The following is a 15,135-nucleotide window of genomic DNA, read 5'->3' as shown; positions in this document are numbered from 1 at the left end:
TACATCCCCCATGTTCTAAATTTTGTATTTTACAAGTGGATATGAACTTGTATATTAAAATTATAGCAACGGTTATTAGGGATCTATATCCTAATATTGCAACAACGATATCAATATTTTAATGACTTGAGGAGGTTAAGCATTGTTCGCTCGTCTGAATGTCTTTACCAAAATTACGCTGCTCTTTGTGGTGCTGCTTGTCCTGGTGCTGTTCCTCTACACTTACTCGAATCGGGAGAGTGTACGTGTGATTAAACATGAAATTCAGAACAACACGATGAATCATCTCTCCACTTTTGCCGACTCAGTAGAATCCAATATATACCAATTATCACTCTACGGTATGTCTATTGGACAGGACTCCAGCATTCAGGAATATCAGCGTCCAGATTACAAGGATGTTCCTTATGAACGTGTCAAGGTTGGAAGCGCTATTCTTGAAAAAATGAATCTGTATAACGCCGCCAGCAAATGGCATTCGACGATTACACTGTATTTTCCAAGGTTGCAAAAAGTCATTTCCACGGATTATTATGCTTATATCCCATATAGGAAGGATGAATTTTCCAAGCCGCTTTCAAAATCCTGGGCCTACACGCATGAGCAGTTTGAGTGGTACACAACGGACCCCACAACAGCTATGGATACACCAGGAAGATCCCGACTCATCACAAAGATCAGCTTCCCAGTACGCCATTTAATCAACATGCTCGATCAGAATAAACTTAATAATAAAGGTGACCCCTTTATGTTCCATCCCGAACTGGGCTTAATCAGCAACAGCAAAGCGAATGACACCCTGAATGCGGTTCAGTCCAAGCTCAAAGAGATGACACTATCGGGCAAAGGGGGATTCACCACCACTCTGGACCACACGGAGTACTATGTCTCGTATATTCAATCGGGCAGTCTTGGATGGTACTACGTGGATTATGTACCGATGCAGCAGATTTTAGGGCCCATTACGAACAGCCGTAACCTCTTTTATGCTTCCATCGCGGTATTGATTGCAATGAGTGTCGTTGTGCTGTATGTGCTGTATCGAAGTGTGCAGCTTCCACTGCTTCAGCTCGTTAAGGGCACGAATCGTTTATCGACTGGAGATTTTTCCGTTCGTTTGCATTATACATCTCGTAATGAGTTCAGCTTGTTATTTGCACGATTTAACATCATGGCCCAGCGGATTCAAGAGCTGATCGAGAATGTATATGAGGAGCAGCTTAGAAGACGTGAAGCTACGCTGAAGCAGCTGCAATCACAGATTAATCCGCATTTTCTGTACAACTGTCTCTTCTATATCAAAAATATGGCGCGGATGAAAAATGAAAAGGCTGTTGTGGCGATGTCGCTTAACCTGGGCGAATATTACCGTTACATAACGAGATCAGAGAATGATCAGGCAACGATCAAGGAAGAGCTTACGATGGTGAAAAACTACCTGGAAATACAGGAGCTCCGGCTGGAACGCATGCATTATACGATTGATATACCTGATGATATGCTGCATATGAGAATACCTAGATTAACGTTACAGCCTATCGTTGAGAACGCTATCATTCACGGTATCGAACCACGAACTGAAGACGGACATATCACGATAACAGGCCATCATACGGATGAATTGAGCACGATAACTGTGGAGGACAGCGGACGGGGTATGACAGAAAATCAGATGCAAGAGTTAACAAATAATTTGCACAAACCGCTTGATGGAAGTATGGGATGCGGGACCTGGAATGTTCATCAGCGTTTGTCTTTTTTGTATGGTGAACGAGCGGGTCTGAGTTATGAACATGGGTCACGCGGCGGAGTCAAAGTGAGCATCACATGGTACAACAATATCAACGAGTAGGTGAAGTACATGTTACAAATTTTGTTAGTAGACGATGAGCGATCCGTTGTAGAAACACTGGCTGAGACAATCCCTTGGGAAAGCTGCGGAATCAGTACAGTACATGAGGCGTTATCCGGGGCTGTTGCACTTGAGATTATGGAGAATCATGATATAGATATTGTGATTACTGACATTCGTATGCCGGAGATGTCCGGTATTGATCTGATTACGACCATTCATGAGAAGTGGCCACATGTGCAAACAATTTTACTGTCCGGCTTTGCCGATTTTGAATATGCCAAGCAAGCGATGGCTCAGGAAAGCTTTGATTATTTGCTGAAACCTGTAAGTGATGAAGACCTGATTGAAACTGTGCAGCGCCTGGTGGACCGAATCAAGCAGAAATGGGAAACTGCGGCCTCCTATCAACGGGCTTTGCATGCGTTTCAGGATAATCTGCCACTGCTGCAGTCCACCATGCTTCATGAATTACTTACAGGCAAGACCTACTCCCCTTCCGCACTGGCGGACAAGCTGGAGCTTCTGGAGCTCCCCTACTCCATTGGGGAGGAACTAGGCATGTTGGTCATTCGCATGGAGGAGCATCTTTCCGAGATGGGAGATCGCGATCTGTCATTGATGCAATATGCGATCAGCAATATCATCAGTGAAGTGATGCAGCATCATTTTCACATCTGGCACACACGGGACGTGCATGATTATCTCGTGGTTCTGGTCAGTGTTAAAAAGGGCGCCTTGCAGAACATGAACAAAGAGGAGAAACCCCAGACGCTGCTGGAGCATTATGCGGCTCAGATTCAAACCAATGTTCAGCTCTACCTCAAAGGAGCGATCTCCATCTCCGTCTCTCATTGGGGCAGGTTCCCTTACGAGATTGGGGCCATCTACGAAAGTGCGGTTCGGTCCATGCGGAAGCGTATGGGTCAGGCACAGGGACTGTTTATCACTGCATCAGATGATAAGGATGTACACCCATTGCCTGCTATTCGCTCTCTGTATAACCCGCCGACACTGATCAGTCTGCTGGAAGCGGGCCGATTCGATGCCGTCGAACAGAAAATCGGTGTTATTTTTGAAGAATTGCTGGAGTCCGGGCAGCATCACGACATTGCTGAAACAACCATCGAGGTCTACCATGCTTTAGCCGGAGCATTCGCTTATATCATTCATAAGAATGGAAAACAGGTTTCTTCTGTTCTTCCTACCGAAACATATAAGTACTTCCAGGCTCCAGTATATGCCACAGCGCAGCAGCTGAAGGACTGGTCCATACGAACACTGTATTCCATCAGCGAGGATGCTGAACAAGAGCTGAAGGACAATCACAGCACCATCGTTCGAAGTGTCAAAAGCTTTGTAGATCAGCATCTCGCTTCCGATGTCTCACTCCCGGCCATTGCCGATCATGTTCACCTGCACCCGGTATATTTGTCCAAAGTGTACAAGACCGAGACGGGTGAGGCGTTGACCGCCTATGTCTACCGACTGCGTATGGAGAAAGCCGCTTATTATTTGCGCTCGTCCAGCTCCAAGGTTTTTGAAATTGCAGAGCTTGTCGGGTACAACAACACGGCGTATTTCATCCGGGTGTTCAAGAAGTTCTACGATCTGACTCCGCAGGAATACAGAGAGAACCTGCCCGTCTGATGAACAGTATTCCAAGGGTACTTTACTGTCAGATGGAAACACTACGAACCAACTCCTCCTTTGTAAAAGATTATGACAGCAAGAGACCTTGCCGGATCACTCCAGCAAGGCCTCTACTCTTTTACTCTGTTACACTACCTTCCTTCCAGCTTATTTGCCGCTGGTTACGGATTGGTACCACTCATTGACTTCCTTCGTGCTTTGATCGCCGCCAGAAGATTTCCATTTCTCTACGAACGTGTCAAATGCGTCAATTGGAGCTTTGCCATAGATAATTTGAGAGAACGTATCTTTTTCCATTTTGGTCAAGATATCATTGTTCATCTGCATCGTCATGGTTGGTGATCCAGTAAACATTTGGTTCATCACAATATCCTTCTGATCCAGAACAATTTTTGCAGCTTCCAGCATCGGTTGAGGTACACCTGTTTGCATTTTTTTCTCAAATGGTGTAGTTGCTTCTTCTCCGTTTGCCAGCTTGGCAAGTGTTGTCATACTCAGGCTTGGAATACGCGCGCCATCAAATGTCAATGTGTACTTCTCAGGTGCAAAACCGCCTGTCACACTGGCATCCGTTGTTGGTTTGCCGTCCTTCATTGCCCAGTCATAGCCTTCAGCGAAGCCATGCTCGAATTCACCGCCAGCTTTTGGATTGGCGTAGTTGTCAAACAGATAATTCTGATACGTGAAGAATGCTTCAGGGTTTTTCATGTCTTTGTTAATCAGGATTACACCGTTACCGTTGGATGTACCGTGTCTGCCTGCTTTTCCATCTGGACCGGACGGAATCGGATACGCTTTGTACTCTGCCTCAGGATTGTTTTTCTTCACATCTTCCAGCGGCCATGCCGGCATCCAGTGTGGTCCAACCACGATACCTGCTTTACCAGCTGTGAACTCTTCCGCTGCCTTGGTTTCGTCATATACACCCGCTTCTTCCGGGATGTATCCTTTGCTCATCCAGTCATGCAGTGTAGCAAGAGCTTGTTTCGCACCTGCATTCACAGAACCGTATTCCAACGTTCCATCGTCCTTGAGATTCCACTGATTTGGCATCGTGCCGTATGCTCCAAAGATCCAGCCTGCATCTGACATCCACGTATTCAGCCAGTTTTTGAAGCCAATTGTCAGACCATAGGTATCCTTTTTACCATTACCATCCGGGTCTTTGTTCGTAAACGTTTCCATAATTACTTCAAGATCAGCCAGCGTTTTTGGAGCTTGCAAATTAAACTTTTTCATCCAGTCTTCACGAATCCACATCACTGGATCACCGTTGTAGGAGTAATCCAGAATCGGAATACCAATCCGTTTGCCATCCTGCATGTAAGGATACCATACCGAAGGATCTTCATTAACGGCAGCCTTCCAGGTGTCGCTTGCATATTTATCGAACAATTCTCCCGCATCCACGAATTTTCCCGTTTCAATCAGCTCACGCACCAGATTGAATTCACCACGATACGAAATGATATCCGGCATCTCTGCATTGGAAGCAAGAGACAGACGAAGCTTCGTCTCAAACGCGTTGTTGGTGGATGGGGATACCCATTGATTTTTCAATTCAATGCCCAGCTTGTCTTTGGCCCATTTAGTATGCACGTTATTATCCTGGTCTTCACCAGACTTGAATTTCACATCCGGTCCCCATGGGCGCAAATAGGTGATGCTCACTGGTGGATCATATTTCCCGTCCTTCATCTCCAGTGCCGTACTTGGTGCGCTCGGTGTGCCTGACGCAGCCTCTTTACTTGCTCCACTGTTACAGCCGCTCAGAACTGCTGAAAGCGCGAACATTCCTGCCAAAGCCAAACCGCCAATCTTCCTCTTCTTGCTTGTTTTCAACTTGTGTGTCCCCCTGTCTATGTAATGATGTTGTCTACAGAGTCCATCATAATGAATCACCTGCATGTATGCCCATACTAATATTGCAACATTTATTGCATTAATTTAGGATATTAAAAAGTGAATACGGATGTTGTATTAGTACAATGTATATAATGTCTCACTGTTCTCTTTCTTGCTTATCAAGGAGCAAACACTTCCGGATAATCGCTTTTCCATGCACCCATACAGCCAATCAGACAGAACTTCACACAAGTGAGCACACGGGTGTCTTCATCGGTTTCATACTCAACAGAAATATTGATTCCGGACTTGCGCCAAGCCAGATAGGGGCCGCTGCCGCCAAGCCAGTCACCCTGCTCATAAATATCCGGCTGACCATATGCCTCGATCCATTCATCAGGTGCTGCATTCATCGTTATTTCTTGGGGCAGTTGTCCGGGAAACGGTTTTTTAATACGATCATCCGATCCTGGTGCAAGAAATAAAATAGCTCCAACGACCCACTGATCGCCAGAGAGATCATCACGTCCGGTTAGCTTGTTGATTTTCGGGGAGCGATACACATCAATTCGAACAGATGCCTTGACAGACCAGATGATGTCATCTTGAAAAGGACTATCCGGTTTCGTTATTCTTTTTACACCGAAAGGTTCCAGTATAGCTTGTATCTGCTTGGCATCATATGGTTGTCCTAACAGCTCAATTAACTGCTCGGATGCTTGAGTTCGGTTTTCGTTACTGAACATGTATTTCCATCCTCTCCAAGTGAAGTTGTAATTTACCCTTTTCCCTCATCATCTTACGTTTCTTTAGTTATGTAAAGTATCATATCCTATCCAATTATGGCATGAATTCAACTCAATCTGAAAATAAAAAACAGAGGATGACGGATAAACTCCGCTCCTCTGTTGTGCATGCTCGAAACGTCGCACGCAGCTCAACCTTAATCAGTTGCTCGTATATTTCACCCAGTCATATTCTGCATGCAGCGGGTTAACCCCATTATACGATCCAAGCCAGCCGTCAACACCTGTTCCGTTCCAGATATTCATCATGATTTTACCTGGTGTCTTTGGAATGTTCGTTGTAGCTGTATGCTTGAGCACACCATCCACGTACCACTTGATATGTCCAGGCTGCCAATCAAACGCATACGTATGGAACCCTTGGGACGCATCGAAGCCCAAATTTACAATTTTCTCATGATTTCCTACACCGTTTGTATAATAATTGAATTGTACTTTGGTAGTGTCTTTGCCAAGAAACTCAATATCAATCTCATCCCATTGTGTGCCATGGGCTGGTCCCGTATACGTAAAGAAGGAGGATACAATTCCTGTGTTTTTAGCAGGTTTCATGCTGACCTCATACAGACCATACCCGTAAGTATTCGTTGACCGATACTCACCACAATCAAACTTGTTGTTTGAAGGACTTGTCAGACTCAAACGCAGCTTACCGTCATTAGTAAAATTAGCATTGTTCGCTCGCCATGTACAATTGAACATCGAGCCGTTGGAGTACCCATCTGCCTTCTGCCATGTGCTTGGATTGTGATACGTTAGCGGCTCCCAAAATACATACCCTGCGAAAGCGCTTACTGAAATAAATAATGAAACCACTCCCGATACCATTAATGTGAACCATGTTTTCCTCTTCATCATACACCTCCATCACTGATTCCAACCATTTAACAAAGGATAGGAAACGTCATTCAGATCATGCAGCATATTGCTATTATTCAGCCTCCTCGCTTATGTAAAGCGCTTACATGGTTGGTATTTCCATTTTATATCCAGCCTGAAGCATGAACCATAGCAAAGTTTAAAGAATAGATATTCACTTTTAAAGATGTTGTCCCAGCAAGACATCTTATGCCAAAAGGCCTTTCGTTAACCGAAGAGGCCGTGTTATTTACTACGTACCACTCGCAATCCCTGGTCGGGACCCAAACCATTTGCATCAAATTTGCCCGGATATGAAATCTCCGCCGTATTCACACTGCTGACCCAGCCGCCCCCCTTACTAATTCTCCAGGTGTTCTCCGGTGTTTCTGGATGACTGTGCCATTCCCAGCACCATTCTCTCACATTCCCAGACATATCATAAATTCCTAGCTCGTTTGCCTTTTGCTGACCCACTGGCTTGGTTTGATTCCGATTGTTCTCGATTGCAGGCCAGTTCCAATCTCCTGTAAGCGGTTTTTCTCCAGCATTCATCCAGTACCATGCAACCTCGTCCGGATTATTGCTTCCGCTATAAGTGAAATTCTGACTTTTCTGTCCTCCGCTCGCCGCATATTCCCACTCTGCTCCAGTTGGCAGACGATACCCATTCGCGCCTTCATTGATGGTGACAGTCCATTTTATATTATCATTTTCATTTTTATTGTCAGGGTCCGTTGTTTCTTTATCAATCGTATAATACGGCTTCAGATTTTCCTTGATGCTCCGTGCATTGCAATATTCAATTGCATCATACCAGGTCACTCTTTCAACTGGCCTTTCTTCGCCTTTGAAGCCGGAGGGGTTGTCCCCCATAACGTCCATCCACTGCTTCTGCGTCACTTCATATTTACCAATGTAAAAGTCAGACAGTGTAACGTTTTTGTCCGAATAGCTGGATTTACTGGTTTTGAATGCTCCGCCCTCAACCAGCACAAGATCATCGCTTACAGTGGTATTACCGCTCGTAGAACAAGCACTCAAACCGGCAACTGCTGCGATGAGCAGAAATATAAGCCACTTTCTCATCTGTATGTCTCCTTTGATTTTGAAACTGGAATAGAGAGCAAGACAGATCACAGACCTGCCTTGCTGGAGTTTATCATAATGATAACGCTTACCAAACAGTCACATTCGAACTACCGCTACTTTGATATCCTTCCGTTGCCAGAACCTGGTAGGACCAGCTGCTGCCAAGGTTCATACCTTTGCTCGCCCACGCATTTACGTGATTCTGGAATGTAATTTGGGAGTTCACACCGATCGGACGTTTGGATTGTCTAACACTCCAGTATTGCGGGAACGTTGAATATCCATCAATGGATGGCTGGTTGTATCTCATCGTTGTATAGATGTCATAGGTGCCGCCGTCACTATTCACCGTACCTTTGTAAGTTCCTGTCGGACGGTATGTGCCCCAGTTATCCACCACATAATATTCAATAAGTGCATTTCGAGTCCAGCCGTAGAACGTCAGATAACCATTGCCGGATGGCGAAAATACGCCAGCATTGTAGTTAACTACGCGATTAGGAGTACCGTATGTCCAGCCTTTACCAACTACAAAGTTTCCGGTATTCTGCCAGTTTACGCTGTAATTTCCGCCTGAGCCGTTCACAGCATTCACTGTACCTCCACCATCTGTCCAGTTCTGCCAGTAATCTGTAGCGCCTGTAGTCGCGGCGAATACACCAAAGCTCATGGAAGCTGCAAGAACAACAGTCATCAATTTTTTGCCGAATTTGAACATAACGAAAAACCTCCTGGATTTTAATTTTTTTGGTTTACTTAAATAGACGTTGTGAGAAAAGATATAAATCATTTTTCCACACTGGCCAGTCATGTCCCCCGCTTTCCTCATACCAAATATGGGGCACACCTTGCTGCTTCAAGTATTCATGAAGATCAACACTGATCTGAATGAGATTATCCTGATCTCCGCATGACACCCACAATAAGGACAGTAGCGACGAGGCTTTATCCGGTTCCGATATCAGCACCTCGGGGGTTTTCGTATTCGGCGCTGCCGAGAAAGCTCCAACCCAAGCGAAATATTCCAGATTACGGAGTCCGATGTTTAGAGACTGTCCTCCTCCCATGGACAAGCCGGCAATGGCTCTCATATCCCTTGTTTCATCTACCGGGTAGCGGGACTCGATATGTGGAATGAGATCCTGAATCAGGTCCGACTCGAACCTTTCGAATGCACGAATTTTCTCAGGATCAAACAAGTCGCCCTCTGCCCGGTCATTGATCATTGCGCGCCCATTCGGGCAAACGACAATCATCGGCTGGATAAGATTATCGCTGTACAGGTTGTCCAAAATAATCTGAGGAGAACCGTGAGTGTGCCACTCCGTCTCATCTCCTCCAATACCGTGCAACAGATAGAGCACAGGATAGGTTTGCTCAGAGGAAAAGCCCGGCGGTGTGTACACCATTGCTTTGCGCACGATACCTACTGTCCTGGAATCATACTCGATTGTTTCGACCTTGCCTCGCGTAATATGATCGCGATACTGATCGAAACCCGCTGATGCTGAAGCTATCATTGGTCCTACTCCCTTCACGGTTAGCATAATTCGTTTGCGTCCATGCCAGACTTCCTTTATTGAACATATCCGAAGCCCAAAATAGTGAACTGTTTATCCTCATGTCCTGGTGCCATGTCGATCTCAATGATATGATCAGCGGCCTCTTGGTTACTGAACAGAAGCATCGCATGACAATGTGTCCAGTTCACTTTATGCGGATCAGCTTGTTGGGCAAGCTCACCATCCACCTTAATATGAGCTGTTCCGAATACATCGCTATCGGAGTCTTTGAAGATCAGAATGAGACGACTGCACCGCAAATGCAGTTTGAAGCCTTGGACCTCTGCCCTGTCATCCGGCACATACATCCAGTTATTCGGAAAAAGTGGTGTTGCGTAATCATGATCATCCATCTCCGCCATTTGCAGCTCGGTGTCGATGTGACGGAAGCTGCCTGAGTCGATTCTGGCAATCAGTTCACCATTTTTTCGGTCTATCAGCTGTACATTCACATAATCATTCCCGATCATTGGAACTCTGTTCAGTTCATTTTCTTCCTGATCCATAGGAGAACGATCTGTTACTTGAAACAGATTAGCCAGCGCATCAGCTATAATGCGATGTCCCACATTGGTCGGATGATAAATATCATGGAAATATTGTGCTTTGGTTATGACATTTCCCTCGTCCTTTGTCTTCCGAAATTGCTCTACCAGAGCATCCTTCATGCTCACCATTGGCAGATCATAATGAAAGCCTACGGGAGCAAGCCGGTCCTGAAGATTCCAGTCGTTCTCGAATACACTAAAAAGCAAGATGACCGCGGGTTGGTTATCAGAAGCAAGCGCTTTCAACACTAAGCTTTCATAACAGTTACCTCTCGTTTCATCATCTGCATCGTTTACCGCGAATTCGATCACGACGATGTCTGGCTGCACACTTCCGTCCCTAAGCACATCCCGCTCATATCGAATGACGCCAAGTTGTGAGGGCGTGCCGCCTACACCTGCTTTAATCAACTGAACGGTGTTGCTACCCAGTGGAGCGAACATTCTTTGAAAATGTTCAAACGAGCGATAAGCATAACTTTGGAGATGAATCGGTGCTGCACCAGCGCCATGAGTAATGGAGCCCCCGATAAAAGCAAGAACAACAGGTTCACCTCGCTTTGCCTTTTCAATGACTCTCTTCAATCTGGTATTATTCCCCGCACTTAATAGAGAGCGGTCGATGAGGTCCAGATAACTTGGAGAATCGTAATCGAATTCGGCCTCCACTAATGAAACTCCGACTTGTACGGGGTCACGCGGTGCATGGGTTCCTTGATTCAGTTCTACATCTCCAGAATTGCCAATCATGTTACATGCTCACCATCCTTCCAGCGAAAATTTACACTCCAAGTCATACCGTATGAAGGAGCCAGAACTAAATGATGTCGCTATCAGGCGGCTCCTTCTCTCCGAGTGTAGCGCTTACATAATTTAGCAACAACCTGATAAACTATAGGACTTGAATAAATATATCATCAACCTCACAATATGGAAATAGATGGAATGTTACACCTATAATTTTCCATGTGAACGCTTTAATTTGAGTAGTATATCGGATGTTATACTTTCTTATAGAACGCTTTAATAAATAGTTTAATGAAAGCAAGATCAGAGGAGGAGCCTATGAACATAACAGGAAAAGGCGCTTATGATACAGGTACATATGCTAATCTTTTTCAAAGATCCGGTTATCGTGAAGACGAAATCAAAGCAAGGCTGGAGCAGACATGGAATGATCTGTTTTACGGGGATGAACATACTCGAATCTATTACCCTGTCGGAGATGATAAAGGATATATGCTCGACACCGGAAACGACGATGTTCGTTCCGAGGGCATGTCCTATGGCATGATGATGGCTGTGCAGATGGATAAAAAGCATGAATTTGATCGCCTCTGGAACTATGCGTATACGTATATGCAGCATACCGAGGGTCGTTATAAGGACTACTTTGCCTGGCATTGCAAGCCGGATGGAACCCGTCTCTCTCCGGGGCCTGCTCCAGACGGTGAAGAGTTCTTTGCTATGGCGCTATTCTTTGCATCTAATCGCTGGGGTGACGGTCCGGCGCCATATGACTATCAAGCTCAGGCGCGTAAAATTCTTCATGCCTGCCTGCATCAAGGGGAACAAGGCGAGGGCGATCCGATGTGGGAGCCAAGCAATCGACTAATCAAGTTTATTCCAGAGTTGCCCTTCAGTGATCCGTCCTATCACCTACCCCATTTCTATGAATTATTTGCACAGTATGCGAATGAGCAGGATCGCACATTCTGGAAAGAGGCTGCCGAAGCCAGCCGTGCTTATCTGCGTACAGCCTGCCATCCTGTTACCGGACTCTCGCCGGAATACGCCAATTATGACGGGACTCCTGCCCCTGTACAGCTTCATGGTGATTTCAGACATTTTTACAGTGATGCCTATCGCGTTGCAGCAAATGTTGCACTGGACTGGGAATGGTTCCGCAAGGACCCTTGGCAGGTTCAACAGTCTAATCGCATTCAAGCCTTCTTCAGCGACATTGATGTATCGGATTACCGCCGTTATACCATTGAGGGTGAACCGTTCAACGAGCCCGCATTGCACCCCGTAGGCCTGCTGGCCACCAATGCTATGGCCTCACTTGCTGCTGACGGTCCTGATGCTGATTCTTTCGTTAAGCGATTCTGGAACACACCGCTCCGCCAAGGGAAACGACGTTATTACGATAACTGCCTGTATTTCTTCACCATGCTTGCGTTAAGTGGTAACTACCGAGTGTATTGAGCTTTCATTCACTTGGCAAACACAATGCAGGAACCAGGAAAAGACGGCTTCGTTCGCATTCAGCGAATGAAGTCCGTCTTCCTCTTTGCATCACCTTTTTATCTACTTCGAAGATACTGATGATGCATCATACGCCGATTGCATAATTTCCAGATAACGACTGATATTCAGTCCTTCCAATCCTTTCACATACTCATCCCAGTCCTTATCCAGACTCTTTGCACCTGTTACAAATTGAAGTGCGTTCTGATCAATGTAGTCCTTTATATTGGTTTGCATCATGCTCGTTTCATCCGCAAGTGACGGATCTACCCATAATGCCCAGTGCGGAAACACCTCTTTAGGCTCCTTACCTTCCATTAACAATGTTGCTTCGTATAGACGACGTTCATAACCATCGTTAGCGTAGATGTCTGTTCCCTGTACTTCGGCATCCCGATAAGCGCGGTGATGATTGTACTGACTCAATGCAGACCAGCTGTCATTGCGTGGCTCTTCCCCCGATGGAACCGGGATGGCCTTGTAGAGCGGCTGTACCTGGTCGTTCAGTGCTACCTCGCCTTCCTCCGGCTTGCGCCAGCTTGTGCCCTCTTCTCCCAGATAAGCAGCCATACCCCCTTCCTGGGTGTAGAAGTAATCCAGCATCTGTATTGCTGCAATCTGTGTTTCTTCACTCGCTTTGTTGGTTAATACAAATGTTGCTCCTGGATCAACCGGATAATTATAGGTTGCATACTCTGCATGCGGTCCCTTTAGTGGTGGAATCGGATTGTAATCATTACCATACGGAGAGCCTTCGGCCGTAGTAACGAACAAGGATGGGTGCATAGCCGCACCTGCTCCGAGAAGCTGTGCATCCGCATTATCACCAATTTTCTTGAATGCGCCTACATTTTGCGTAAAAGCCCCCGGGTCTATCAAACCCTCATCATACAAGGATTTAATATAGGTCAGACCTTCTTTCCACTCGGGTTTGTTCGCTGCCATTTCAACTTTGCCTTGATTTAAAATGAGATAATTACGGTCATCATCATAGATAAAGCCGTTCATCAGATATGGAATAATGTGTACACCGAAGTTTTCGGTCGAACCGCTGAGCGGCACTTCATCAGCTTTACCATTACCGTTCGGATCCTTCGTTTTAAACGCCTTCAGCATTTCCTTGAATTCTTCCGTTGTCGTTGGGACTTTCATATTGAGCTTATCCAGCCACTTGGTATTCACCCACATCTTGTTTGGATAAGAACAATGGAAGCATTCGTTCAGTCCGGTTAATCCATAGATTTTGCCGTCCGTGGCCGTATTCATCGCTTTATAGTAGTCATTGCTCTCCAGCACCTTTTTGATATTCGGTGCGTGCTGATCAATAAGATCATTCAGCGGCAGGATAACACCCTGTTGACCAAACTTCAACAGGTCAGTCTGTGAAAACCGATCCACCCACGGAATAAGTAAATACAGGTCTGGATAGTCACCTGATGCCAGTGAAATCTGCCTTTTTTCAGCCGCACCATCAAACGGAACCGTCGTCCAGTTGAACTGAATATTAAACTTTTCCTCCATTTTCTTGCTGAACTTGTTCGTGGTCAGATTCATATCCGAGCCTTGGTGTACAAATACATTCATCGGAATTTTGCCGTTAGCCTCCACTTCGCTGCTTCCCTTCTCCGACGACGAGCATCCAGACAGTACCAACGTAAACAACAGCACACAAGCTAAAACCAATGCACCCGATTTCCTCAATATAATCCTCTCCCTCATGTAAGTTGTTAATGCAGCTCACCCTTTAACTGAACCAATCAGCATGCCTTGCACAAAGTACCGCTGTACGAATGGATAAATAATCAGAACAGGCAAGCTCGCCATAACGATCAGGGAATATTTCATTAATTCAGCCATCTGCTGCTGCTTGATCATCTCTGAAGCGTCCATATTGCCTGAGCTGCCCAAAATAAGAATGCTTCGTAATATCAGCTGTAGCGGGTAGAGCGACTGTGATTTCAAATAAATCAATGCATCGAAATAGGCGTTCCACTGTCCGACGGCGTACATCAGTGACAATACAGCCACAATCGGCTTGGCAAGTGGCAAAATAACACTGAAGATAAAGCGAATATCGCTACAGCCATCAATGTCAGCCGCCTCTGACAGCTCATCCGGGATGGAATTCTGGAAAAAGGTTCGTGCGATTATAACCTGCCATACCCAGATCGCATTAGGAATCAGCAACGCCCACCTTGTATCAATTAACCCCAGAGACTTGACAACAAGATAGGTCGGAATCAAACCACCGGCAAAAAGCATCGTAAAAGTAATAAAAATCATAAGTGTGCTGCGTCCAACAAAGGTTTTTTTGGACAACGGATAAGCAATCATGATGGTCAAGGCTACGCTGATAAACGTGCCCACCGCTGTATAAAACAAGGAGTTGGCGTACCCCGTCAGCACCTGCTCATTGCGCAGAACGGCCTTGTATCCTTCTAGTGACAGATCAACCGGCCACAGCCATACCTTACCCGACGATACCGCTGACGGACTGCTCAGTGACGAGCTGACGATGTAGATTAAGGGATACAGCACAACAACCAGCACGAGTGACAGAACGATGTAGATGCAGGTAATAAACAGGCGGTCTCCCATTGATTCTCGGATTACGGTGTTTCTGTTCTTTCCCGGACGTCCGGCCTGAGTGTTTACGTTAGCCATCTTCC

At 45.8% G+C, this 15,135-nt stretch carries 12 protein-coding genes; 3 read left to right on the top strand and 9 right to left on the bottom strand.

Features of this window, described 5'->3' with window-relative positions; genetic code table 11:
- Positions 1–142 precede the first annotated feature (142 nt).
- Both DFQ00_RS16290 and DFQ00_RS16285 read left to right on the top strand, forming a co-directional pair.
- Positions 143–1,852: a sensor histidine kinase gene (locus DFQ00_RS16290; RefSeq protein WP_110897552.1), complete on the top strand. Its 1,710-nt coding sequence runs from the start codon at positions 143–145 to the stop codon at positions 1,850–1,852.
- 9 nt (positions 1,853–1,861) lie between these two features.
- Positions 1,862–3,502, top strand: a complete 1,641-nt coding sequence (locus DFQ00_RS16285; protein WP_110897551.1) for a response regulator — start codon at positions 1,862–1,864, stop codon at positions 3,500–3,502.
- 150 nt (positions 3,503–3,652) lie between these two features.
- Here the strand turns inward: DFQ00_RS16285 and DFQ00_RS16280 are convergent, their stop codons facing one another.
- The 7 genes from DFQ00_RS16280 to DFQ00_RS16250 form a co-directional block, all read right to left on the bottom strand.
- On the bottom strand, positions 3,653–5,347 hold the full coding sequence (locus tag DFQ00_RS16280; protein WP_110897550.1) for an extracellular solute-binding protein: 1,695 nt from the start codon (positions 5,345–5,347) through the stop codon (positions 3,653–3,655).
- A 182-nt stretch (positions 5,348–5,529) separates the two neighbouring features.
- Entirely contained in the window at positions 5,530–6,096 is a 567-nt protein-coding gene (locus DFQ00_RS16275; RefSeq protein WP_110897549.1) for a hypothetical protein, read from the bottom strand.
- Positions 6,097–6,297: 201 nt separating this feature from the next.
- Entirely contained in the window at positions 6,298–7,011 is a 714-nt protein-coding gene (gene bglS / locus DFQ00_RS16270; protein WP_110897548.1) for a beta-glucanase, read from the bottom strand.
- A 249-nt stretch (positions 7,012–7,260) separates the two neighbouring features.
- Positions 7,261–8,103 (bottom strand): SUMF1/EgtB/PvdO family nonheme iron enzyme, encoded by an 843-nt coding sequence (locus DFQ00_RS16265; protein WP_110897547.1) that lies wholly within the window; start codon positions 8,101–8,103, stop codon positions 7,261–7,263.
- 88 nt (positions 8,104–8,191) lie between these two features.
- A complete protein-coding gene (locus DFQ00_RS16260; RefSeq protein WP_110897546.1) occupies positions 8,192–8,824 on the bottom strand; it encodes a glycoside hydrolase family 11 protein in 633 nt (210 codons plus the stop codon).
- A gap of 34 nt (positions 8,825–8,858) precedes the next feature.
- Positions 8,859–9,626: an alpha/beta hydrolase gene (locus DFQ00_RS16255; protein WP_110897545.1), complete on the bottom strand. Its 768-nt coding sequence runs from the start codon at positions 9,624–9,626 to the stop codon at positions 8,859–8,861.
- A gap of 56 nt (positions 9,627–9,682) precedes the next feature.
- On the bottom strand, positions 9,683–10,966 hold the full coding sequence (locus tag DFQ00_RS16250; RefSeq protein WP_110897544.1) for an SGNH/GDSL hydrolase family protein: 1,284 nt from the start codon (positions 10,964–10,966) through the stop codon (positions 9,683–9,685).
- 315 nt (positions 10,967–11,281) lie between these two features.
- Here DFQ00_RS16250 and DFQ00_RS16245 point away from each other — a divergent pair, with 315 nt between their 5' ends.
- Complete coding sequence (locus DFQ00_RS16245) at positions 11,282–12,424, top strand: family 8 glycosyl hydrolase (protein ID WP_110897543.1); 1,143 nt, start codon at positions 11,282–11,284, stop codon at positions 12,422–12,424.
- A gap of 102 nt (positions 12,425–12,526) precedes the next feature.
- Here the strand turns inward: DFQ00_RS16245 and DFQ00_RS16240 are convergent, their stop codons facing one another.
- Together DFQ00_RS16240 and DFQ00_RS16235 are read right to left on the bottom strand one after the other, a co-directional pair.
- Positions 12,527–14,185 (bottom strand): ABC transporter substrate-binding protein, encoded by a 1,659-nt coding sequence (locus DFQ00_RS16240; protein WP_425271031.1) that lies wholly within the window; start codon positions 14,183–14,185, stop codon positions 12,527–12,529.
- 18 nt (positions 14,186–14,203) lie between these two features.
- Positions 14,204–15,130: a carbohydrate ABC transporter permease gene (locus DFQ00_RS16235; protein WP_110897541.1), complete on the bottom strand. Its 927-nt coding sequence runs from the start codon at positions 15,128–15,130 to the stop codon at positions 14,204–14,206.
- Positions 15,131–15,135 lie beyond the last annotated feature (5 nt).

The sequence above is a fragment of the Paenibacillus barcinonensis genome (assembly GCF_003217495.1).
In the GTDB taxonomy this organism is placed as follows: domain Bacteria; phylum Bacillota; class Bacilli; order Paenibacillales; family Paenibacillaceae; genus Paenibacillus; species Paenibacillus barcinonensis.
Note: the sequence above shows the minus strand (reverse complement) of the source record. Positions and strands in the feature narration are given on the sequence as shown.